Annotated in this window: 15 protein-coding genes; 4 read left to right on the plus strand and 11 right to left on the minus strand. The window is 59.9% G+C overall.

Going from position 1 to position 23,178, the window contains the following annotated elements; all coding sequences use genetic code 11:
- Nucleotides 1–8: 8 nt before the first annotated feature.
- From ACPJW8_RS11495 to thiL, 3 genes are read right to left on the minus strand one after another with little or no spacing between them, the layout of a single operon-like run.
- Nucleotides 9–2,267: an ATP-dependent DNA helicase RecG gene (locus ACPJW8_RS11495; protein WP_330194352.1), complete on the minus strand. Its 2,259-nt coding sequence runs from the start codon at nt 2,265–2,267 to the stop codon at nt 9–11.
- Nucleotides 2,257–3,231: a DAK2 domain-containing protein gene (locus ACPJW8_RS11500; RefSeq protein WP_330194376.1), complete on the minus strand. Its 975-nt coding sequence runs from the start codon at nt 3,229–3,231 to the stop codon at nt 2,257–2,259. The genes ACPJW8_RS11495 and ACPJW8_RS11500 overlap by 11 nt, the downstream gene beginning before the upstream one ends.
- 22 nt (nt 3,232–3,253) lie before the next feature.
- Entirely contained in the window at nt 3,254–4,294 is a 1,041-nt protein-coding gene (gene thiL, locus ACPJW8_RS11505; protein WP_330194353.1) for a thiamine-phosphate kinase, read from the minus strand.
- A 61-nt stretch (nt 4,295–4,355) separates the two neighbouring features.
- Here thiL and ACPJW8_RS11510 point away from each other — a divergent pair, with 61 nt between their 5' ends.
- From ACPJW8_RS11510 to ACPJW8_RS11520, 3 genes are all read left to right on the plus strand, one after another.
- Nucleotides 4,356–4,931 carry a YdcF family protein gene (locus ACPJW8_RS11510; protein ID WP_330194354.1) on the plus strand — a complete coding sequence of 192 codons (576 nt, stop codon included), beginning with the start codon at nt 4,356–4,358 and terminating at the stop codon, nt 4,929–4,931.
- A gap of 478 nt (nt 4,932–5,409) precedes the next feature.
- Nucleotides 5,410–6,552 (plus strand): non-hydrolyzing UDP-N-acetylglucosamine 2-epimerase, encoded by a 1,143-nt coding sequence (gene wecB, locus ACPJW8_RS11515; RefSeq protein WP_330192328.1) that lies wholly within the window; start codon nt 5,410–5,412, stop codon nt 6,550–6,552.
- Between the two features lie 29 nt (nt 6,553–6,581).
- Nucleotides 6,582–9,260, plus strand: a complete 2,679-nt coding sequence (locus ACPJW8_RS11520; protein ID WP_330194355.1) for an accessory Sec system protein Asp2 — start codon at nt 6,582–6,584, stop codon at nt 9,258–9,260.
- Nucleotides 9,261–9,334: 74 nt separating this feature from the next.
- On the opposite strand, the gene ACPJW8_RS11525 is transcribed toward ACPJW8_RS11520, so the two are convergent.
- The 8 genes from ACPJW8_RS11525 to ACPJW8_RS11560 all read right to left on the minus strand — a co-directional run bounded on the left by ACPJW8_RS11525 (nt 9,335) and on the right by ACPJW8_RS11560 (nt 22,373).
- Nucleotides 9,335–13,741: a glycosyltransferase gene (locus ACPJW8_RS11525; protein WP_330192326.1), complete on the minus strand. Its 4,407-nt coding sequence runs from the start codon at nt 13,739–13,741 to the stop codon at nt 9,335–9,337.
- Between the two features lie 25 nt (nt 13,742–13,766).
- A complete protein-coding gene (wecC, locus tag ACPJW8_RS11530) occupies nt 13,767–15,014 on the minus strand; it encodes a UDP-N-acetyl-D-mannosamine dehydrogenase (protein ID WP_330194357.1) in 1,248 nt (415 codons plus the stop codon).
- 19 nt (nt 15,015–15,033) lie between these two features.
- On the minus strand, nt 15,034–16,944 hold the full coding sequence (locus tag ACPJW8_RS11535; protein WP_330194358.1) for a glycosyltransferase family protein: 1,911 nt from the start codon (nt 16,942–16,944) through the stop codon (nt 15,034–15,036).
- Nucleotides 16,941–17,831 carry an ABC transporter ATP-binding protein gene (locus ACPJW8_RS11540; protein WP_330194359.1) on the minus strand — a complete coding sequence of 297 codons (891 nt, stop codon included), beginning with the start codon at nt 17,829–17,831 and terminating at the stop codon, nt 16,941–16,943. The genes ACPJW8_RS11535 and ACPJW8_RS11540 overlap by 4 nt, the downstream gene beginning before the upstream one ends.
- Complete coding sequence (locus ACPJW8_RS11545) at nt 17,815–18,711, minus strand: ABC transporter permease (RefSeq protein ID WP_330194361.1); 897 nt, start codon at nt 18,709–18,711, stop codon at nt 17,815–17,817. Before ACPJW8_RS11545 ends, ACPJW8_RS11540 begins: the two co-directional genes overlap by 17 nt.
- Entirely contained in the window at nt 18,708–20,456 is a 1,749-nt protein-coding gene (locus tag ACPJW8_RS11550) for a glycosyltransferase family 4 protein (RefSeq protein WP_330194363.1), read from the minus strand. Before ACPJW8_RS11550 ends, ACPJW8_RS11545 begins: the two co-directional genes overlap by 4 nt.
- A complete protein-coding gene (locus ACPJW8_RS11555) occupies nt 20,453–21,712 on the minus strand; it encodes a glycosyltransferase family 4 protein (RefSeq protein WP_330194365.1) in 1,260 nt (419 codons plus the stop codon). The genes ACPJW8_RS11550 and ACPJW8_RS11555 overlap by 4 nt, the downstream gene beginning before the upstream one ends.
- Before the next feature lie 340 nt (nt 21,713–22,052).
- A complete protein-coding gene (locus ACPJW8_RS11560; RefSeq protein ID WP_425256332.1) occupies nt 22,053–22,373 on the minus strand; it encodes a hypothetical protein in 321 nt (106 codons plus the stop codon).
- Between the two features lie 349 nt (nt 22,374–22,722).
- Between ACPJW8_RS11560 and ACPJW8_RS11565 the strand changes: the two genes are divergently transcribed.
- Entirely contained in the window at nt 22,723–23,157 is a 435-nt protein-coding gene (locus ACPJW8_RS11565) for a DUF3515 domain-containing protein (protein WP_330192319.1), read from the plus strand.
- Nucleotides 23,158–23,178 lie beyond the last annotated feature (21 nt).

Raw genomic sequence — 23,178 nt, forward strand, 5'->3', positions numbered from 1 at the left:
GCCGCCTGCTAACCACGTTCAAGGAACGCCTCTTTCTCCGGGTTCAGGTATTCGTCAATGGCTGCGGCGAGCGCCGGCTGGCCGGCGAGCGCAGGATCCTTGCCCACCAACAGTTGTGCGTCCTGCCGGGCCTGGGCAATCACGTCTTCGTGTTCCAGCACCCGAAGCAGCTTCAAGGTGGACCGGCCACCGGACTGCGAGGCGCCAAGGATATCGCCCTCGCGGCGCAGCTTCAGGTCCTCCTGGGACAGGGCAAAGCCGTCGGTGGTGGCGGCGACGGCGTCGAGGCGCCGGCGGCTGGGGTGGCCGGGTTCCAGGTTGGTGACCAGGAGGCAGGTCCCCGGGAGCCCGCCACGGCCTACCCGGCCGCGAAGCTGGTGGAGCTGGGAGATGCCGAACCGGTCCGCGTCCAGGATCACCATCATGGTGGCGTTATGGACGTCCACGCCCACTTCGATCACGGTGGTGGAGACCAGCAGGCTGGTGGTGTTTGCGGCGAAGTCCGCCATGGTGGCGGATTTCAGCGCAGGATCCTGTTTTCCATGAAGGGCGGCGATGCTCACGCCTGCCAGCACGGGTTCCTGCTGCAGGTACTCCACCACTCCGGTGACGGAGGCAAGTTCCCGGCCCCCGGCGTCGGTATCCGCACCCGTTGGTTCCGCTTCGCCGGGGCTGAAGTCGCCGTCGTCATCCGCTCCGATCTTGGGGCACACCACGTAGACCTGATGGCCGCGGCTGATCTCCTCGCGGGAGCGGCTCCAGATCCGGCCCGCCCACCCGGGATTCTCTGCAAGCCCCACCAGGTGGGTGGAGATTGGCGCGCGTCCGGCCGGCAGCTCGTCCAGCACCGAGGTTTCGAGGTCGCCAAAGACTGTCATGGCCACGGTCCGCGGAATGGGCGTGGCAGTCATTACCAACAGATGCGGCGGCTTGTTGGCCTTGGCGCGCAGGGCGTCGCGCTGCTCCACGCCGAAGCGGTGCTGCTCGTCCACCACGATCAGGCCGAGGTCATAGAAGCGCACGTTCTCGCTGAGGAGTGCGTGGGTGCCGATCAGGATCCCGGCCGTGCCGGAGGCTGCGTCCAGCAGCGCCTGCTTGCGCGCTGCGGTCCCCATGGAACCGGTCAGCAGGCTCACCTGCACGCTGTCCGCGCCAAGCCCGCCCAGCAGGCCGTCCCTGGAGAGCGGGCCCAAGGTTCGCCGGATCGACTCGTAGTGCTGGGCAGCCAAGACTTCGGTGGGTGCCAGCAGCGCGGCCTGGCCACCGGCGTCCACCACCTGCAGCATGGCACGCAGAGCCACAATGGTTTTACCGGAGCCCACCTCGCCCTGCAGCAGACGGTTCATGGGCGAATCCTGCGACAGTTCCTCGGTCAGGGTTTTCCCGACGGCGGTCTGCCCGGCGGTGAGCGTAAACGGCAGCTGGGCATCAAAGGCGGCCAGCAAACCATCGGCTACCGGGCGGCGCGCCGTTGCTTCCTCGGCCGCCAGCTGGGCGCGGCGGCGGGCCAGGGCGGACTGGAGCACCAGCGCCTCCTGGTAGCGGAAACGCTTCCGCGCCTGCTGCCAGTCCCCGGTGGTGGCGGGAACGTGGATCTGCCGGTAGGCCTCGGCTGCCGGCAGGAACTTCTCCCGCTGCACAATATCGGCGGGAAGCGGGTCCGGCACGCTGTCCAGGTCCAGGGTCTCCAGCAAAGTCTCCACAACCTTCTGAATGGACCAGCTGGTCAGCTTGGCGGTGGCTGGATAGATGGGGATGGGGCGGGCCGCGAGGGCTTCCGGATCAACGCCCGGAACGTCTGGATCCTCGTCCAGCACCTGGAAGTCCGGGTTGGTGAGGCCAAGGACGCCTTTGAAGCTGGTGACCTTCCCGGAGAACAAGGCACGGCGTCCGGGCTGGAGGTCGCTCTTTGCGCGGAAGCCGTTGAAAAAGCTGACTTTGAGCGTGCCGGGAACACTGCCGCGGTAGTCGGAGCCGCCCACGATTTTCAGGCCGGGTCCGGTGTCGTCGGCGATAATGACATCCGTAATGCTGCCGCGGCGTTCGCGCATCTGCCGGCTGCTGTTGGAGACCACGCGGGCAATCAGCGTGACGTCCTCATCGTGCGGGATTTCGCTGATGCGGGTCAGTTCACCACGGTCCAGGTAGCGGCGGGGAAAGTAGTTCAGGAGCCCGCCCACCGTGGTGATGCCCAGGTGCTTCTCTATAACGCCGGCGGAACGTTTTCCGATCCGGCGTTCCAGGGCCAGGTCCAGCTCAGCGTTCATGCCCGCCGGTGTCCGCTGGTTCAGGCTGCCGTGGCACGGCAAGGTCGCTGATGGAGATGTGACTGGGAACTCCCAGTGACCTGATGACCGCTACCGCGGCATCTGCCCGGGGGACGTGGACGTGGACGCGCCAACGGTAGCCGGATTCATCGTCCAGGGTTCCACCCACCTGGCTCATGATCACGGACTCGCCGATCTCGTCCAGGCGCTGGCGCAGGGTGGCCGCATCCAGGGGCGAGAGCGTGATGGTGCACATGACTTCCACGCCGTCGTCAACGGGCATGTCCGTGTGGATGTGCGGATCCTGGACGTCGTAGCCGTGGAGGCCGTCCAGCAATTCGGTCTGCAGTTCTTCACCGAGCACTGCCGAGCGCAGGCAGTCAAGGATCAGGAGCATGCCCACCCCGCCGGAATCAACCACCTTCGCAGCGTGCAGGGCGTCCAGTTGCTCTTCGGTGCGGATGACGGCTGCGAGCGCGCCGTTCACGGCGGCGTCGAGGGCCAGCCCCAGGGCGTGGTTACTGTCGTCCGCGGGGTGCTCGGAGTGGACGGCGTCGGCAGCAGCTGCGGCCGATTCCATCACGGAGAGCATGGTGCCGGGAACGGGATCACTCAGTGCGGACCAGGCACGGATCTGGGCCCGGTGCAGGGCTGCTGCCAGCAGGCTTGCGGTCAAGCGGTTGTTGCCCCTCAGGGGTTCGGCGGCGGCGCCGAGGAACACGGCAAAGAGGGTTCCGGAGTTTCCACGGGCTTCCTCCATGGCTGCCTGGCCGGCGGTGGCCAGGACGGATCCGACATCCGTCACCCCGGGATCGAGGCCCGCCAGCGACGCCGATGCGGCACGCACGGTGAGGTAGAGGTTGGTGCCGGTATCGCCGTCCGCAACAGGGAAGATATTGATGGCGTTCAGGCGGTCACTGTGGTTTCCCAGGGCTGTTTCTGCCTTGCTCAACCACCGCTTCATCGCTTGCGCGTTGGCGGTAATTTTAGTGTGCAAAGTGATCCCATCCCACGGTGTCTGCGGGTTGTCCCGCGATAGTGACGCCTGTGCTGTTTTGACTTCCAGGACGTTGGGCAACAAGGGCCTGTACTGAGCCTATCGCAGTGAATCCGGGTGGCAGCTGTATATCCGGAGGGAATGTGGCCAGCAATCCGTGGTCCTCTCCCCCGCCCAGCACCCACGCCATCGGATCACTTTGAAGGAGGTCCGACGCCGGGCGTAACGGTGCCGCGAGGGGCAGGAGGGCGGCGGGGTCGAGATCGACGACGGCGTTACTCGCCGCCGCGAGCCGGGCACCGTCCCGGATGAGGCCGTCAGAGATATCGAGCATGGCAGTGGCGCCTGCTTCCCGGGCGGCCGGGCCGGCGGCCAGGGGCGGAACGGGCCGGCACTGGTTGTCCAGCAGGGCCCGTTGCTCCTGGGTGAGGCTGTTGACGTTCCGGCCGGATTCCAGGAGCGCCAGCCCTGCGGCCGCCCTGCCCACGGTTCCCGCGAGGGCCACAACATCTCCGGGTCGGGCACCCGACCGCAGAACTGCTGTGCCGCCGTCGAGCGTTCCCAGCACGGCGACCGTCACGGAAATTTCGCGGCCGCGGCCCAGGTCTCCCCCCGCCACCGAGCAACGGGAGGCACCCAGTCCCCGGATGGCACTGACCAGGCCGCCAGCGAAGTCTTCCACCCAGGACACGGCAGCATCCGGCGGGAGGGTGAGGCTGACAACGAGCGAAACAGGGGTGCCGCCCATCGCGTTGATATCGCTGACGTTTTGCGCCGCCGCCTTCCAGCCGACGTCGGCGCCGGTGGTGGCATAGCCGTTTGGCCAGAGCAGCCGGAAGTCCTGGTCCTGTACCTGGGTGTCGATGCTGATCAGGGTGCGGGCGTCCGGTGCGGACACGATGGCGGCGTCGTCGCCCGGGCCGAGCACGGTGGCCTGCCGGTGGGCAGCATCCAGTTCCAGGCGCGGGAAAATCCTGGAGAGCAGCTGGGATTCGGAGAGATCGGACACAGTCAAGACGTTCTGGGGCACGGAACCACGCTACCGCGCGGGGCTGACATTCCCGGTGCGGGAGGGCACCTAGACTTGCAGGGTGCATCAGAAGAGGACCGCCGCGGCCAGGGCTTTGGCGTACAGTCTTTCCGGGCTGCTGACCCTATGGTTCATTGCGTCCATCTTTGTGTTTTGCCTCAATACCCCCGGGCCAACCGTCGAACCGGTGGAGGCCGTGGTGGTGCTGGGCGGCAGCAGTGCCGAGCGGCTGCCCGTTGCTGAACTGATGGCGGACTATGGCCAGGCTCCGGTGCTGGTGCTCTCCCGGACGGACACGCCGGGCAATGCCTCGGCCGATGCGCTCTGCCGGGACGCTTCCTTTCCGAACCCGTCGCTGGTGTGTTTCCGGCCTGTTGGCATGGACACCCGGGGCGAGGCGGTGGCTATTGCCGGGCTGATCCGGACCAACGGGTGGGGCTCGATTGCGGTGGTCACGTCGTCTTACCACGTGGCGCGGGCGGGGACCCTGATGGGGCAATGCACGGACGTTTCCGTCGCCATGGTGGCATCGGAGCCTGACCTTGATTCGCTGCAGTGGCTGCGGCGATTTGTCATTGAAACGGGCGGGTTGCTGGACGTGAACCTGCGGCCGGAATGTGGTTCGCAGGCTGGGTGACGTGGAGGGCCGAATGGTGGGTCAGGCTCTCCCCGGTTAGGCTTTTGCGAGTACATTACGGCAGCCAGGAAGGAGTACGCGGTGGATTCGCGACGTCATACCCTGCCCCCAGCACCGCGTCACCTGAAGCAGCGACGCTTCTGGCAGTCAGCATCCGCCGAGGCGTTTCCCGCCCGGTTGCAGGAGCCCGTAAGGCCTCAGCAGTCTAAGCCTGAGGACGCGCCCGCCCCCGAAGTCCGTACACCGTCCCGGACAAGCACCTTTAATATCAGGCGTCCCGCGGACCGCCAACAGCGCCGGCGGCAGGTTGCACTCACTGCGGTAGTTCTCACGTGCATGGCCATCACCGCGCTTGTTATGGCGCTCATTTTCTGGTCCTGACCCGGCGTTGAACACATCGCCCGTTTTAGTGGAACGTTGGCAAGTCCCGTAAAGTTCAAGACGTTGCCATCGACCAAAAACCCACTGGGGGAAACAAATGCCCGTTGTCATGCCAATTTTCGGTACCCGTCCGGAGGCCATCAAAATGGCCCCTATCGTCACCGCACTGCAGGAATCCCCGCATTTCGATTGCTTCGTCACCGTAACCGGCCAACACCGTGCCATGCTGGACCAGGTCAACGAGATTTTTGGCATCGTCCCCGATCATGACCTGAACATCCTCAAGCAGGGCCAGTCGCTCTCCGCCATCATGACGCGGACCATCGACGGTCTGGATGCATTGTTCGCCACCAACAAGCCGGACGTAGTCATCGTTCAGGGCGACACCACTACTTCCACCGCTGGCGCCATCGCAGCCTTCTACCACGGCATCCCTGTGGTCCACGTTGAAGCCGGCCTGCGCAGCGGCGACCTCTTTTCCCCGTTCCCCGAAGAGGCCAACCGCAAGCTCACCAGCCAGATCGCGAGCCTGCACCTTGCCCCCACGAGTGTCAGCAAGGCAAACCTCCTGGCCGAGGGCGTCAACGCCGCGGACATCGTGGTCACCGGCAACTCCGTCATTGATGCACTCCTGACCACGGTGGACAAGGAGATCCCGTTCACTGATCCCCAGCTTGAGGCTCTCGCCGCCAGCGGTCGGAAGATCCTCCTGGTCACCACGCACCGCAGGGAGAACCAGGGCGACGCCATGCGCGGCGTTGGACGTGCGCTGGCCCGTATTGCCGACGCCGAGCCGGACCTGACCATTGTTCTTCCTGCCCACAAGAACCCGGTAGTCCGCGAAGCCGTGCTTCCCGCCCTCGAAGGCAAGCCCAACGTGCTGGTTACCGAACCCCTGGCATACGGCGAATTCACCCGAATGCTCTCCTTGGCACATGTTGTGCTGACTGATTCTGGTGGAGTCCAGGAAGAAGCCCCCAGCCTGGGCAAGCCGGTCCTCGTCATGCGAGACAACACCGAACGCCCCGAGGCCGTTGATGCCGGCACCGTCACCTTGATCGGGACCGACGAAGAACGGATCGTCAAGGAAGTGGACCGCCTCCTGCATGATCAGGAACACTTCGATTCCATGGCCAACGCTGTAAACCCCTATGGCGATGGCAAGGCTTCGGAGCGAACCGTTGCAGCCATTGCGGAGCTGTTGGGCTCGGGTTCAAGGATTGCTGAATTTAGCTCCTGATCGCACGGCAATGAACGACAAGGAATCTCATGAATAGCGGGCACGACTTCACCCTGATGCGGGAGGCAGTTCTAAAGCTGCTCCCCCTGAGGGGAGGAAAAGCCGGGCGGCAACGTGCTCTGCGATTCATTAACGATGAAGTATTTGCAACGCCTGCTCATGGATCGATTCAGTATGGTGGCGGCGAAGTCTGGATGGAAATTTCACAGCGAACCCGGGCACGCTACTTTCACGGGTTTCTATTTTTTAGTGACTGGCATTCCACGATCCAGGCTGGAGACAAGTTCACAGCGCAACTTGCCTCTCGGTCAATTGACATCGTCAGGGAGTGGACCTCGCGTTTCGGCTTCGATTCCCCCATCCCGGCCATCTCCCATCATGACGAAACGACTGCTCAACGGCTCATCCAACTGACGTGTCTTTTAGAGGTCCTCAGGCCCCACATCAACGATGAGGACCTTGGGTTCCTGTTGGCCGTCAGCGCTGAAACAGCAGAGCTGCTGGCAACAGCAGATTTTCACGCAGGAAATAACAACCACGGAATGTTCCAGGATGTTGCCCTCCTGTACTACTCAGTCATAGTTGAACAAAGTCCGCTGGAATTGCGGAACGAGTGGTTCAAAACAGCAACCGCCAGACTGTTTGATTATTTCTCGAGCGCTTTCACTTCTGAAGGTGTACACATTGAGAACACGCCAACGTACCACCTTATGGTTGCAAGACAGCTTCATGGAATACTTACAATACTTGCCCCCAGCGGACACGAGCACGTACCCCACTACCGCGCACTGCTGAATCGGGCGGCAGAATATGCCACGCACGCCATGAAACCAGACGGTATGTACCCGCCGATCAGCGACACCACCGAGAAACAGGAGATCCAAGCTGCCCGGCTGAACATCTTCCAGGGTGAAGAGTTCGCGTACGCCGCCAGCGCCGGCAAAATGGGCATCGTGCCAACCCGGCGAACGCTGGTCCTCCCCGAATCGGGGTACGCCATATACAGAAGCTCGTGGACAGATCCCGATGCCACCTTCGCCTTCTTTTCGGCCGCCTATAACGCCGACTACCACAAACACTCTGACGAATTGAGCCTGTTTGTCAGAAGCGGAGGTGTAGACCTCCTCAGTGAGGCAGGGGCGTACGGCTACGACTACAAGGAGCCGCTGACCAAATACGCGTACTCATCGTTTGCCCATAACGGGCTGATCGTCGATGGAAGTTCGCTGCCTCGAACTGATAAGTTCAGCGACCTCACGACTCTTGAATGCCATGAAGTCCGGCCGGACGGTTTTAATGTCACGGGCCGCACTTCCCGGCTCAAAGACACGGTGCATAGTCGAACCGTAGATATCCGTGAAGAAGGCGGCGTGCCGCTGATTACGGTAGACGACCTCATCTCCTCCACCGACGATCACACCTACGACTTACTGTGGAATCTGGGACCCGAAGTTGAAGCAGTCCTCCATGGCCAGGGATTCGAACTGTTCCACGGCGGAAAGAAGATGCTCGACCTCCATTTCGAGGCCGACGTACCCACCACCGTCAGTCTGCATAAGGGCGAAACCAAACCGAAGTACCTTGGCTGGAGATTCCCTAAATTCGGTCAGTCAATTCCTGCGCCGGTGGTCAGAATCCGCTTCAAGGGCAATGCTGCGTCCTTGCGGACCAGCATACGGTTCAATGATTTCTTCTATAAAAATCGAGGACTTCAGGAGCCATCTGAAGGTTGGCAGCGCAGCAACACGGAGCGAGGCCTCAACTACCTGTTTTCTCCGGCAAAAACTGATGTTGGTCGGTCCAAGCTTGTTGTCGTCTTTACAGCCATCCATGCGCCAGGCGACTTCACGTTCAATTACAAGCAGTCTCTCGACCCGGTAGATGTCAATGCCCTGTATATCCTGGACGACCATGGCGACCAAGGGGCCTACTATCTTGCCGACCACGGTGACAAAGCAATTTTCCGGTCGGTTCAAGAACTAATTGGCGCAGAGATCGACCGGTTAGGACTGACGAAACAAGACGTTATCACTGCAGGGTCTTCGAAAGGTGGCTCGGCCGCCATCTTGCACGGTGCTGCCTTCGGTGCTGGCCACGTCATTGTCGGAGCTCCACAGGTCAAGATTGGGAGCTTCCTTCAGCAACCGCATCCCAATGTGCTCCAATTCATGACAGGCTCCACGACTGACGAGGCGGTTGAAGAACTCAACCGTGAGATTTTCAGGTCTGTGGAGTCAATGAGCTTGGATACGAAGCTGGCCATCGTCGTCGGCGAGGAAGACCACCACTACCGGCATCACGTTAAGCCGCTGCAGGAGCATGCACACGGGCACGCCAAGGAAATCCAGGTGACCGTCCTGCCCGGGTTGCCTCATTCTGAGATTGGTGGAGTTTACAAGTCATTCCTGGTGGATCACGTGACTTCCATAATCAGTGGGTCAGCACCCATGTCGGGCTACACAGACTACGCTGACATTCGCGTTGTTGGGAATGCGATAAGAATGACGGTGAACAGTCGACCTAATCACGATGTTTCCAGCCGGCTGTTCCGCGAGAGCGAAGTGGTCGAGCAACTCCCCTACACTGCAGCAACATCGGTCTCTTTTGGACCCGTGATAGCCGGCAAATACCGTGCCCGCGTGTATTACAGGCATCGGGATACGAGGGAAGTGACAGCTTTTACCACAAAGTGGGTAACCGTTCCCTGACAGGTGCATAAGCAAAACCCCATCGCGGAACATACACGATGGGGCTTTGGCAATTACCAACGGTTGGTACTTGGCTATGGTGTTCCTAGGATGACACCGCAGAGTGCAGTTAGCACGTCTTTCTTGCCAAAATGCGCGTCTACGAATGATCGTGCCTCGGTAGAACCCTGACGCCACGTATCCGGGGAGATATTGGTAACCACAATTTTCCGGATCATTTCTTGGACATCCTCGGCGAGCCATGCCGTGGGATAGATTTGATCGGCTCCCGGCCAGGCCAAGCTGACCGGGAGGGCACCAGCGACGGCCCCGTCCGCTAGTGTCAAGTGAAAGGACTCAAAGTCGCTGACTGACAAGACGACTCCGATCTTTCGATACCAGTCCGCCATGTCGTCACCGTGCGGATCAAAGACCACCGCCCCTGCAAGATCGGGATCATCTGATATCCGGGCGTACTGTTCCTGGTAGTACGCCATTTCCTCGGGCCTGTTCTCCATCCAGGGGAAGTCCTCCGGGCGTTTGCCCTTCACAAACAGCCGATAGCGGTCATCTGTGGCCCTTAGACCCTTTAGCACATCCAAGGCGCGATCGAGGTGCTTCTGAGCCGGAACGATTCCCACCAGTCCGAGGTGGAACCGTGTCTCGTCTGTTTTGCTTGCGGGCTCGCCGTCAGTATCTACCGGGTTGGGGATTACCTGCAATTTGGAGCGAGGGACGTTATGGTCCCGGACGGCGATGTCTGCAATGTGCTGACCAACAAAGATGACTTTGTCGACGTCGTGGAAGGACACGTCTTTGAGGTACGGCCGGAAAATTTCCTGCGAATGCACTCGCGTCACCATCCGCTGGTGTGGGAGCTTATTGCGCGAGTACCAGAGCGCGTTTCCCAGACCCCATTCACAGAACACCACGTCTGCTTCCAGCAACAGGCGTCGGCTCAGCTCCTCGTCGTGTTTGTTATGGTCGCTCCATTTATCGAATACGACTCTGTGCCCCTGACGCGACAACTCTTGGACAATCGCCGTGGCGAACTTGAGGTCGTGTCCGGCGACGAGGATGCTCTTTGCTACTGGGGTGGCATCGGCAGCCTTTGCTTCCTCTGGGACACGAAGCAGGGATCGTCGAAGGCTAAGATCGGCTCCGTCGAATTCAGTTGCCGTGGTCTGGAGCGCCGGCATTCCCGCGTCCGAAGATCCATACTGTGCGAGGCCCAGGCCCTTTTGGGCAGAGCCACCTTCAGCGAAACCGATACTGCGCCAGTTTCCGAAGGTGGTTGCCGTCAGCAAATCCTCGAAGATGGTCCGATCGTCGAACACATCCGACCACGTCCCGATGAACGCGAGGCGAGCAGTCGCTGCCTGGCCTTTGGCATCCATGAAGTCGTCAGCCGGGGTGACTCCCTCCACGGTTTCAGTCGGTGCGAAGACCATCGACGGAGATACCGTCTGACGTTCCATGCGCGCCATAAATTCCGGGCTGGGATTATCCGTGAAGACTGCATAGCTCGGCGGTTCGGGCGCGTCGACCACCAGACCGGCGGTACGCAGGACGTACGCGAGACGATGCGCTGCAGTGTGCCCCCGGTGGATGTGCCGGTAGGCCAGCCAAGCGTCCCGCATCCGGACATCCTCGTTGGACATCCATTCGCTGATCAGCAGTTCAGCTTCGGCCTGCGACGAGATAACGGGAACCAGTCCGTCCAAGACTTCGGCAACACCCCTTCCCGTTCCGCTCACCACGGCCCCACCGGACGCGGCAACTTCCATCACACGGCGCGAAAACATGGTGGGTGAGTCATCTACAGAATTGACGTTGATGTGAACAGGATGGGCTTTATATGCCTCAACCATGTCTGAGTACGCCAGTCCGCCTCGGACAAAGGGTCCCAACTCAGGAGGGAAGTGATATGGGCTTTCGGGGTTCAGATGCTGGCGATCATAGATGGCCAGGCCGTGTGGTTTCCCTGCATTGAGGATCCTGGCCAGTTCCCCCGAACGTTTCGGATACTTCTGGCCGTAAAAGGAACCCGCATAACTAACGGAATGTTCGTAGTCCCTTGTTGAGGGAAGGATGTTGTGCAAGCGGGGCTGCGCGTAGAACGGCAGGGATGAGACAGTCTTGAGTCTGCTGCCGGCGCTCTCCCAATATTTCGGGATGCACTCCGCGTCCGTAGTGAACACGTGGTCAAAGTACTTAGCAGTTACCCGGAACCTGTTGAAATGCACAGGATCTTCTTTGTTCCAGAAGATAGTGGGTATGCCGGAAGCATTGCAATGGGCTAGAAGTTCCCGAAGAGTTGCAAACTGGTCGTCATCGTAGAAACCGACCTTGTGATTCCAAAGCCCCTCCACACCCTCCCAGGCAGACTCCACAATGAGAGCATCGATGGGTTCACCCTGCAGTTGGGTGCGCCACGTGGCAGGCTTCATCACCACAAACTGTGCTTCCGGCGCAAGGCCCTGGAAGGTGAATTCGTCGGAAATGATCCCGATCTTGAGATCCCTCACACGCGCCGCGGGTATTGCTGTTCTGGTCTTGGTTTCCTGCAAGCGATGATGAGCGGCCGTGGCAACTTCGCCCGTCCGCGCCCAAGTGCGATACTCGAGCGTCCATAGACGGGCCCGCCGCCCTTGGGCAATCCGCAGCTCCGGGTCCTCGGCCAGTCGAACAATGGCGTCAGCGAGTGATGCAGGGTTCTCAGGTTCACACAGGAGCGCGCGCTGCTGTTCCTCGCCTGCGATGTCACGCAACGGTGCCAGGTCAGTGACCACCACGGCTTTGCCACTCGCCATTGCTTCCAACGGTTTCAGGGGCGAGACCATCTCGGTGACGGGTAGACGGCGTCGGGGGCACGGTGCGATATCAAAAATGCTCAGGTAACCGGGGATGGAATTGGCCGGGACGCGGCCGGTGAATGTAACCAGATGCTCAATTTGCAGGTCCTTGGCGAGATTTTTCAGCTCCGGGAGCTGCTTTCCATCGCCTACGACCAGCAGGTGGGCATTGATTCCTTGCTGACCCACAAGCTTCATTGAAGCCATCAGGTCCGCAAGGCCTTCATAAGCAACGAGGCTTCCCGCGTAGCCGATCAAGACAGAAGTCTCCGGGATCCCAAGTTTCTTGCGGAGGCCGGGTAGGGGCGGCATTGGTGAAAATTTTGCCGTGTCCACGGAATTCGGGAGCAAGGTGATCCGGTCCGGATCAACACCCCTACGGACAAGCTCAGCTTTAACTTGCGCCGTGATGGCGAAAACCTCATCCGCCTCCCGGGCAACGAATGCCTCCAGCCCAGCGGCCAACTTAAAGCGGTCCGACTCGGCCCAGCCGTGCTTATCTGACAGTTCTGTGATCTCCCAGAGTCCCCTGACCTCGTACACAAAAGGAATGCCAAGCCTTCGTGCCGCCATCAAAGCAGGAAGCGCAGTAACGTAATTCGACGCTGCGTGAATTACGGACGCCCTGCTGCGCTGGGCCTCCCGCACGAAAACATCCACAGAGCGGCCGATGTAGCGGTCCAAGGGTTCCTCGGTCCAGCTGGCACCGGGGTTATATACATGGCGTACGCCCGAGACCTTCTTTTCAAACCTCCGCTTTCCCACAGCGGACACGTCGGTTTTCGCATCCCATGGATATCCGGGGCGGGCAACAACGAAGACGTCTTCGCCGCGTTCTTTTAGCCCTGCCACGAGGCCCGCTGTCCGGGTTGAATAGCCGTTGCTATTGAACTGACCGGTGCTGTGCGCGCAATACATAATCCGGCCATGCTCTGGGAGGTATCCGTAGTTGGGCTGGCGTGGTGCGATAAATGGTGAAGTTTTGAGTATGGCCGACTGTCCTAGGATGTTACCGGCGACCCGTGCCTCGGCGGCAGACATTTCCTTAACCAGATCCTGGTTGTCCGAGATGCGTTCGGCAGGAAGCGCGATTTCACCACGGACGAAGTATTCGTGCGATATCAGCCTGTACAGCGCGCCCTTGGACGGTTGGGACTCAAAGTCTTGGATCAGAGTTGAATAGTCGACCTGATTCGCAGGCTTCTTCTGCGGTGCCGTAGCAGTTTGTCTACGGTCCCGGGATTGATGCGGCAGATTCGCCTCAAGAGCGGCAAGCGTTGCCGATGGCTCCGATTGACCGATACTGAATGCTGAAGCAAGCTTCCCCGGCAATGAACGGACGGCGCTGGCAGGCTTCGTGATCATCCTCCCGACCTTGAGGCTCTGCGATCGACGCAGTGCGCTCAATGTTTCCTTGAGGCGCTGATTTTCCCGGCTGAGAACTTCTTGTTTGGCCTTGAACGAATCCCGGGCCCGGCGCATTGCGGCGAGGTCCTTGGCCAGGTCTTTAGCTTTGCGGGACGCCGAGCTCTCTTTTCCGCGCAACCGCTCATAGTCGGCAATCAGCTTGTCGATGTCCGCAGCGTACAACCGGCGTTTTGCCAGCTGGATTGCTGAGGTCTGCACACTCTCGTCAGGATGTTTCACAGGTTCCCGCCAGTTCCGCTCGTTTCTACTGCCAGATTCCGCGGGTGTCCACCAACGGCTTGCCTGCCAGCACTGTGTGGTCGAATTCCTTGAAGTCGTCGTGATCGACCAAAAGCAGCACAGCGTCGGCCGAGGCAATGGACTCATCCAAGTTTCCGAGCTGAACATTGGCGAGCCCGCTCAGCTGGCGGGGCAGCTGGGTCACGTGCGGTTCCACTACCAGCAGTTCCGCACCGTCGAGTTTGGCGCTAAGCCGTTCAACAATGGCAACAGATGGCGATTCTCGGAGGTCATCGATGTTGGCTTTGAAGGCAAGACCGAGCACGGCAACCTTAGGGTTCACGATGCCGGCTACAGCCTGGACTGTCCTGTCGACTACCCAGTCCGGCTTTTGGTCGTTCGTTTCGCGGGCCTGCCGGATCAGCTGGGCTTCCTCAGGCGCTGCGGCAACAATGAACCAAGGGTCGACGGCGATGCAGTGACCGCCCACACCGGGGCCAGGCTGCAGGATGTTCACGCGAGGGTGGTGGTTGGCGAGCTTAATCAATTCCCAGACGTTGATACCCAGCTTGTCGCTGATAACGGACAGCTCGTTCGCGAAGGCGATGTTGACGTCCCGGTAAGAGTTCTCAACCAGCTTTGCCATTTCGGCGGTGGTCGCGTCAGTGACGAGGATCTCACCCTGGCAGAAGACTGCATACAGGTCTTTCGCCAAGTCAGCTGCCTTGGGGGTCAGGCCACCTACGATCCTGTCGTTTGTAACAAGCTCGATCATGATCCGGCCGGGGAGAACACGCTCCGGGCAGTGGGCCACATGAATGGCCGGCTTATCTCCGGCACCATCGAGGCTGAGATCCGGGCGCAGGCTGATCAGGTAATCACCCAGCAGCTGAGTGGTGCCCGGAGGGGAAGTGGATTCAAGGATTATCAATTCACCGCCGACAAGCTGCGGAGCAATGTTGCGTGCCGCCGCCTTGATGTAGGTCACGTCAGCGGTGCGATCTGGGTTAAAGGGAGTGGGCACAGCCACGATGTACGCCTGAACAGCCGGCGTATCGCGCGAAGCGCTCAACTTGTGCTGGGTTACGGCGCCAGCCACATATGAGGCCAGATCGGGTTCGACGAAGGGCACTTCGCCCCGGTTGACGGCATCGATGGTGTTGTCATTGACGTCCACGCCAATAACGTCAATACCGTTGGCTGCCAGTATCGCGGCAGTAGGCAACCCGATGTAGCCCAGTCCGATGACCGCTACGTTTTTGATCTTGTTCATGCGGGAAAATCCCCCTTTGTCAGACAGAGACTTCGTCCCTGTAGTTACCAAAAAATTTCACGTCACCAGTGGCGAGCAATGCTTCTTCGCTGACTTGCCAGGTGTGCCCTTCTCCATACCTCTGCTGGCAGTAGTTGAACCTGTCAGCCGCGTAGATAGACCCACCACCTTGAATCACCCGTTTGAGGAAAAGACTGTCCTCGCCGCTCCCGACGTCATCAAAGAGGGTGGCTTGGAAAATTCCCGCGGAGCCCATGATCGTTGGCCCCATAACGGTCCGAGTGTACCGATGCTCCCACTCAGGAAATCGAAGGATGGTGGCATTGCGCCGTTCAAGGTACATGTAGTGGGCCTGTTTTCCGACCACATCCGCCCCTGAGAAGTGGAGGGCATAGAGCTGGTCGCTCAGATAATCCGGAGCGTAGAAATCGTCGTCATCCATTTTCGTCAGCACCTCGCCGGACGCGGCTTCCACGCATTGGTTGAGGCAGGCGCCAAGAGATTCTGAACGCTCGGCTTTAAGAATTTTTACATCCGATACACCAAACTGTTCCTGGAGCTTCCGGATCTCGTTACCGTCCGCGGTGAAGCCGTGCGTCAGCAGTACCAGTTCGACGTCCACGTCACGTTGGCTTCCCACGGTCCTAAAAACGTGTTCCAACTGCCAGGGACGAATTGTTGAGACCAGCACCGATACATGCCGGCGCTGTTGCTCGACCACCATTCCAGGAACGGCAAGCTCAATGATTCGATTGCTCCGGGCCTGGTATGTGTGCTCTTTCCAGATTCTTCGTTGGCCCCTATGTAGCTGGCGCTCGGCGATGGCGGGGTTTCGTTGCAATGCCCTTAGTAGTTGTTCAGCTTCCGCTTCCGAGGAGACGGTAAAGATCTCATCCGGCCGGAAGTAGGTTTCAATGGCCGGGCTGGGGGTGGTAACAACGGCCGCACCAGCCGCAACAATTTCAAAGACGCGGCGCGAACACATGGTGCTGGAATCAACCACGGAATTTACATTAAGGAATGTCTTATACGCCTTGTAGGCCGTGAGCATTTGCGGATAGTCAAGGGAACCAACTACACGGGGTGCGTACTCATCCGGAAAGGTGTAGCGGGTGTCTCCACCGGATTGTCGTGAAAAAATCTCCAGCCCGGTTGGCATGGCGTCGGAAGCCGCTGTGGCAGCACCAAGAAGCATGTCAAGCTGCTGACGGCGCTCGGGATACTTCTCGGTGAAGTACATACCACCGAACGCGACGTCGCGGCTATGCCACCCAAACCTGGGCCGCACGGGATTGTGAACCGCTGGCTGGGCGCCAAAGGGCAGTACGGCGATGTTTTCGTGGCCCAAGTCCTCACGGTAGGAAGGTATGCGGCCGGCATCACTGGTGAAGACGAAATCAAACAGCTTGGCAGCAGGAAGAAAGTCCAGGTAGTGGGGCGGGTCTTCCTTGTTCCAGAAAACAGTCGGAATATCGTGCTCATTGCACCACCCCACGATTTCCGCCAAAACGCCGGGCTCTTCGGTTCGGGCCATTTTACCTGCCCAAAGGCCGCTCCGTCCATGCCACACAGATTCGACGAAGAGGAAGTCAATCTCCCGCCCGGCAAGATCCTCCCGCCATGCCTTTGGCGACAGAGGAATACAATCCCACTCAACGTCGAAGCCCAGAGCAGAGAATTCATCGAGAATGACTGCCACTCGAGGTTTGAGACGATCGCTACCGCGAACGCCGCTTGGATCCGTTGGCTTGAACTGCAAGCGCCTCCTTTTTCCGCGCCCCGTCCACGCTCCTTCAGCGCCCCTGATGGTTTCGAGTTTGCGGTGCCCTGCCTCGTAAGACTCTCGCTCCAACCAGGTACGAACTTGCATTGGCCCTCCGGCACGCAGGTGCCAGAAAAATTTTCGGGCGTTGGCGATGTTTTTCTTCACGCCCGCATTCTCCGATTAAAGTTTCGGTCACTAACGTCTGGCACAGTCAAGGAGTAAATCATTCGGCGGCGGAGTTTCAAAGCGCCGACGCGATCCTTTTCAGCAAGTTTCTGGGTAAACATCCGGTACCACTTGATCACGTGAGCCGGTTCCCCGTCTGCAAGCAATTCGCCTTGGTCAATCCAAATGACCCTGTTACAGAGATCGATGATGGTGGGCATACTGTGGCTGACCAAGAATACGGTTCCGGCTTGGTCCAGAAGTTCGAGCATCTTCTTCCGGGTTCGATCCTTGAACTGGGCATCCCCGGTATTCAAAGCTTCGTCAATAATGAGGATTTCGGGATCGATCGCTGCAGCGATCGCGAACCGAAGACGCGAACTCATTCCAGCCGAATAGGACTTCATCGGCATGTGGATAGCTTCTTCCAAACCGGAAAGCTCCACGATTTCGTCATACTTCGCGTTGATCTGAGCGTGGCTCATGCCCATAGCAAGGCAACCCAGGACGATGTTCTGGTCTCCAGACAATCCAGGAATCAAGGCGGCATTCACGCCGAGCATCACAGGCGTGGACGTGGCATACACGGCTCCTGTCGTAGGGGGAACTTGGCCGCCAATCAACTTGAGGAGGGTACTTTTCCCCGAACCGTTCCGGCCAATAATCCCCACGGATTCACCGTGCTGGACCACCAGGGACAGTTCCTTGAGTGCAGGCACATCCACGGTTTTAGTGACGCCCCCGGGCCGTCGGATGCCAAACATCTTCTTGGCATCCGCCGTGGCCGAGTTGTGGGACCGGCTCGTGGTGCGGTAGGTCATGGTGACCTTGTCCACTACAACAGCGGGCGTTCCCTGCACAAATTCAAGGTCAGAGTTCGCGTCCATAGGTTTCCTCCCCCTTCCAGAAGAAGACCATCCCGACGGCGAGGGTACCGAGCGCCCAGAGGGCAAGAATGATCCACGCCTTCCAGTCGCCAACACCGCCATAGAGCAAACACTCTCGTGCAAGATGCAACACGTTATAGAGCGGGTTGAACTCCATGATGACCTTGATTGTCGGGTATTCATTGAAACGGTCTATAGAAAAGAACATGCATGACGCGTACATCCAGAGACGCATAGCATACGAAATAATCTGGCTGGCATCATTGAACACGGAAACAACGCGAGCCAGAATGAGTCCAAAGCCAAGATTGAACAAGAACTGAAACGCAAGTATGGGTATCAGCAGGAGCCAACGCCAACTGATTTCTTCGGTCTCAGGCAGAATTATCACCAAAATAAGCATGGTGAGAATTACCGGGATATTGGCCAGCAATTCTCTTACATTGGATGCCAGGACAAGGCTGGCGCGCGGAAACTGGAAGGCATGGATGACGTTCTTATTACTTGTGATCACCCGCGATGAGCTTGTGATTGATCTGGTTGACATCTGGAACAGGAAAACACCGATGATCAGGAAGGCGACGAAATTCTCGACACCCGAGCCAGCCTTCAGCAATACGCCCATGATGACGTAGAACATCAGGCCGTTGAGCAGAGGACCGAGCACAAGCCACAGTCGGCCCAGGCGATCCTGCTCATTGCCGGTCTGGACGCGGGCCTGGGCATCATAAAAAATGAAGTGCCGGTAGTCCCAGAGTGCAACCAAATAATCGAGGAACGGCGGCCGCTGGCCGACCCGCCTAAGACCACGCAGATTGACCGAGGTTTCCACCACGGTGGGCTTCGGACCTTCCGGCACGGTGGGCGTCTGAGTTGTCAACGGTACTGCTCCATAATTCTCTCGTAGGCCACACTGACGGACTGTGCGTTTGCTGTCCACGTCCTGGAATCCAAGACTGTTTGCCGCCCATTGCTGCCCATGCGGATGCGGCTCTGGTCATCCTCCAGCAAGGTCTCAAGCTTGGCGGCCAGATCTCCCGGGTTCTGGCTGCAACACAGCAAGCCACTATCCCCGTCGTTTACGATTTCCGCCAAAGCCGGCAGACGGCTGGCCACCACAGGGCGGGCAGCAGCCATTGCCTCTACCGGTTTCAATGGTGTCACATCCCGCGTCACCGCGAGATCTTTACGTGGCACAACAAAAATGTCCAAAGCTTGGTGATATAAGTGAGCCTGGCTTCGCGGGACTCGTCCGGTGAAAATCACTCTCGCGGACAAACCGGCAGTTCGCGCCTGTTCCTTGAGTTCGGGCAGCACAACACCGTCACCCACAATCAGAAGGTTCAGATCAGGTCGCTTCGACGCGAGTCGGACGAAAGCGGTAATAAGATCGTCCAGCCCCTCATACCTCACAAGGCTGCTCACCGTCCCGATGAGTTCCTTGTCCGGATTCAGTCCAAGTGCCTGGCGGGCATCTGCCGGAGCCATCGGCTCCTTAAGGAACTCACCGCCCACAGCGTTGGGCGCCACGAGGATATTCTGCTCGGGAACTCCTGAGGCAATAATGTTCGCTTTCATCGCCTGCCCGAGGGTGATCACCAGGTCCGCGGAGCGCATGGCTTCTGCCTCCCGCTCGTTGGACAACCGGTAGCGCTCACTTAGCAGAGCTTCAGGTCCTCTGGTAGCGGCCCAGGTATCACCAAGTTGGCCCCGGACCTCGTATACCCAAGGAATACGGAGTGCCTCTGCGACGGCCCGCACCACCAAGGCATTTATGTAGTGCGTCGTTGTGTGCAGGACGCTCGGCCGGAATTCCTTTGCAACAGCGAACAGCTCCTCTGCCTGCTGTTGCAAGCGACTGTCCATAGTTGCTGCCAGCCGGGGCGGGAGCAGGCGACGGTAGGTAATCCCATCCACCACATCCTCGGCACGGGCGGTGAGCTTGCCCACCTGAACCGGGTAACCGATACGCGTCACAGCCATGACGTCCCATCCGGTGTCGCGCTGCGCGCTCAGGATGGAATGTGAACGCTGCGCGTACCCGCTTGCCGTGTGCGGCAAGGAATTCGTCAGCAGGTGCATCACCCGTTTTGGGAGTGGATTGAAATCGACGGCTGGGAGGTACGGACGCCACCCTCTGAGGATTCGGAGTTCCGCAGTGAGACGCGCACCCTGCCGGCGTTCCGCGCCGGTGCTGGCGTTTTCCAAATGCGCGACGGCGGCACTCACGTCGCCGCTGTACCAAGACCTTCGGGCCTTGACGGGATTCAAACGGGAGGCGCCGACAGAGCGGGACAACAGGAAGTCGGCGATATCCGGCCGATTGGCCACGAGGGCGATGTCAGCCAAAGCCCGGGCATGATCCGGCGTCAGCTGTGCGCTCTGAACGGAATCCTCCAGTAGCCCAACGACGCGGACCTCTTCCCCCTTGATCAGGCCAGCAAGCAGCGCAGGAACAGCGGTGCTGTTGGCTCCAAAACCGCGGGATGCCAGCGTGGCCAATGGCTGGATAACCCGGGCGGGAAGACGTCGGGAAATCTGGAGAGATAACAATGCCGGGTCGTCGACCAGATGCTGACTGGCGGTTACGGCCGCGAGGCGAAGATTTGTCAGTTGCTGATTCATCTTCTGGAGGCAACCTTTTTCGACGCAAGGAGATTGCGCATTGCGTCCATGTATTGTACTGCCAGCAAAGGATAGTCTGCGTGTTGCTTGACCCACTGTCGACTGTCTGTGCTGCGCACCAGTTGTCCCCTGTCGGCTGCCAACTCACGCCACAATGCAGCCACGGCCTCCGGATTGCTGGGCACAATATGCCCAGCGCCGGCATCTTCCAGTATCCGCGCAGCTTCACCCAGGACGATGCCCGTGACGTGGCGGCCGATGGCCAGGACCTCATAGGTCTTGGACGGGACTGTGGTTTCAAACGATTTCCAGTCATCGCGCAACGACACAATGCAGGTGTCCGCGGCGGCGTAGCGCTCCATCACTTCGTGCCCGTGCAGTGAGTCATGGAAGGTTACCGGGGCATGAAGTTCTTCGGCGAGCCGTTCCAGGGCGGGCCGCTGAACACCGTGTCCCACCATGTGGAGGTGCATCGAATCCCCCACCAAGGCACTGGCCTGAATGGCTACCTCGAGTCGTTGGCTCTTCCCGTGGTTCCCAAGGTACAGGGCCTCAAAGTTCGGCCTTTCAAGTGCCGGGGGTTCCAGGATCGGCAGTGAATCAAGCAGGACGCCGTTGCTGATGGTGGCCACGTTTTTCAGGCCCCTGGCGCGCAAGGTTTCCGCGAAACCTTCGGTCACCGTCACCACCAGGTCTGCCCTGCGCTGGACAAAGTCGACTGCCCGTTCGGCCACACTCTTAACGTTGCCGGACACCAAGCGGGCGTCACGAGCCAGGTCCGGCCAGGCGTCACGCATCTCTACAATGAGCGGCACCTTGCGCAGCCGCGACAAAACATAGCCCGTGCCCAGCATTGGAAGGCTGGGCGCCGTGACCAACAGCAGGTCTGAACGCCTGCTCAGCAGTCCCACGGGTATGGACATCAATGCCGAGAAACACTGGTCAATGAACTTTGCCGCATGCGAGTTTCCGTGGCGCAAGTAAGGCACACGCCGGATGAGCTCCGAGTACTTTCCAAGCTGGCTGCGGAAAGCATGGCCCGCGAGGCTTCGCGGAAGCTGCCTGCGGCCATGGGGTGTGTGTGCCACAGGCGTTATCACGTCAATTTGCCAGCCGGCAGCGGCGAGCTCTTTGACCAGCGCCGACCAACGCCGCTGGGGTGGACTGTTTTCCGGCCAGAAGGAGTGCGTCAGCAATGTCAGCCGAAGCGGTTGAGCATCGGCAGAGGGATGAGCGTCGTGTCTGAGATCGGTCACCTTCAGCCTTACTTGCCTGGCCTGACGGGCGAACGGCGTCCTTTGGAACCCAATACTCGGAAGTAAAGGAAGCCGGCGGCAAGGAGGCTTACAACAGTTAGAACCTGAACGTACAAGGGGCTGCCCGAGGCTGTAGCCACAACGGAGTCGATGGCTTCGACCACAGGCGGCGGGAGAACAGACTGGGCGGACGCTACGGACGTCGCCGGCGCCGCTGTTGGAGCCGTGCTCGGAACGGCCGGTTCTGTGACCGGTGCCGGTTCATCCTCAACGGCCGGAATCTCGGGAAAGGACGGTTGGAGCGGAGCAGGAATCTGGATCTCTGATGGAGGCAGGACGTCTACCGGAGATAGTGGTTGCTCAGCAGGAATCTGGCCCGTCGGATCGGTAACAGGCTCCTGCCCACCAGGGTCAGTCCCAGGATCTGTCCCGGGATCCACCACACCAGGATCCGTCCCAGGGTCAGTCCCGGGATCCACCACACCAGGATCCGTCCCCGGGTCAGTCCCGGGATCCACCACACCAGGATCCGTCCCCGGGTCAGTCCCAGGATCCACAACACCAGGATCAGTAGGCGGCTCTCCGCCCGTTTCTGGACCTGGTACTGGAAGAAGTACCGCAGGAGTCGCCAGACCGTACGCTGTGCCGGCGGCAGGTGCACAAACACTCAGCATCAGGGCGCAGGCAATTGCGGCACCATATCGGCGCACTGCATGACCGAATTTCATCTGTAACCGTCCCCCAGCGAACATGCGCCGACTGGCAATTCCGCTTTTGCACGAGGAACGGCGTCGAAGCAACATTGAAAAATGCACACTAATCCAAACAATGTGCCGAGTACAAGCATAATTGACAGCCAGCGCCGTAGCTGTCCACGGGGCGCGCGGAGTGTTCCACTGCCGCATCCTGGTTCGGCCCCGACGCCGCTTGCCCAGTAGGCTGGGGCAGTGCCATCTTCTGCTCGCCTCCGCCGTTTCACACTCCCAGGCCTCGTGCTGCTTGCCGGAAGCATGGCACTCACTGCCTGCTCCCCCGTCGTCGATGTGACGGCCGCGCAGGATGCTGCCAACCCGGCATGCGCCCCGATGATGGTCGCCCTTCCGGACAAACTCGGCGACGCCGGCCTGCGGAAAACCAACAGCCAGGCGACCGCGGCATGGGGCGATCCTTCCCAGGTGATCCTCCGTTGCGGCGTCAACGTTCCCGGGCCAACCACTGACCGTTGTGTCACCGTCAACGACGTGGACTGGGTAATCCGCGAGGGCGACCCCGCCTGGACGCTGACCACCTATGGCAGGGAGCCTGCTACGGAAGTCCTGTTCGACCCGAACACGATCAGTTCCGCCACCGTGCTGGCAGACCTCTCCGCGGCGGCCGCGAAAGTTCCGGCCACGAGGAGCTGTGTGGGTCAGGAAGAACTTCAGGATCTGCCTACCTCCCAGTAGTTTCGACAAGCTCAACCATCG

Source organism: Pseudarthrobacter sp. J47, from assembly GCF_049810315.1.
Taxonomy (GTDB): domain Bacteria; phylum Actinomycetota; class Actinomycetes; order Actinomycetales; family Micrococcaceae; genus Arthrobacter.

Bases quoted from the DNA above. Each gene is read 5' to 3' on its own strand.
- ACPJW8_RS11550 (WP_330194363.1), bottom strand. From the start codon at position 20,456: ATGAATCAGCAACTGACAAATCTTCGCCTCGCGGCCGTAACCGCCAGT.
- ACPJW8_RS11500 (WP_330194376.1), bottom strand. From the start codon at position 3,231: ATGAAGCGGTGGTTGAGCAAGGCAGAAACAGCCCTGGGAAACCACAGT.
- ACPJW8_RS11520 (WP_330194355.1), top strand. From the start codon at position 6,582: ATGAATAGCGGGCACGACTTCACCCTGATGCGGGAGGCAGTTCTAAAG.
- ACPJW8_RS11495 (WP_330194352.1), bottom strand. From the start codon at position 2,267: ATGAACGCTGAGCTGGACCTGGCCCTGGAACGCCGGATCGGAAAACGT.
- ACPJW8_RS11540 (WP_330194359.1), bottom strand. From the start codon at position 17,831: ATGGACGCGAACTCTGACCTTGAATTTGTGCAGGGAACGCCCGCTGTT.
- wecC (WP_330194357.1), bottom strand. From the start codon at position 15,014: ATGAACAAGATCAAAAACGTAGCGGTCATCGGACTGGGCTACATCGGG.
- ACPJW8_RS11565 (WP_330192319.1), top strand. From the start codon at position 22,723: ATGGCACTCACTGCCTGCTCCCCCGTCGTCGATGTGACGGCCGCGCAG.
- wecB (WP_330192328.1), top strand. From the start codon at position 5,410: ATGCCCGTTGTCATGCCAATTTTCGGTACCCGTCCGGAGGCCATCAAA.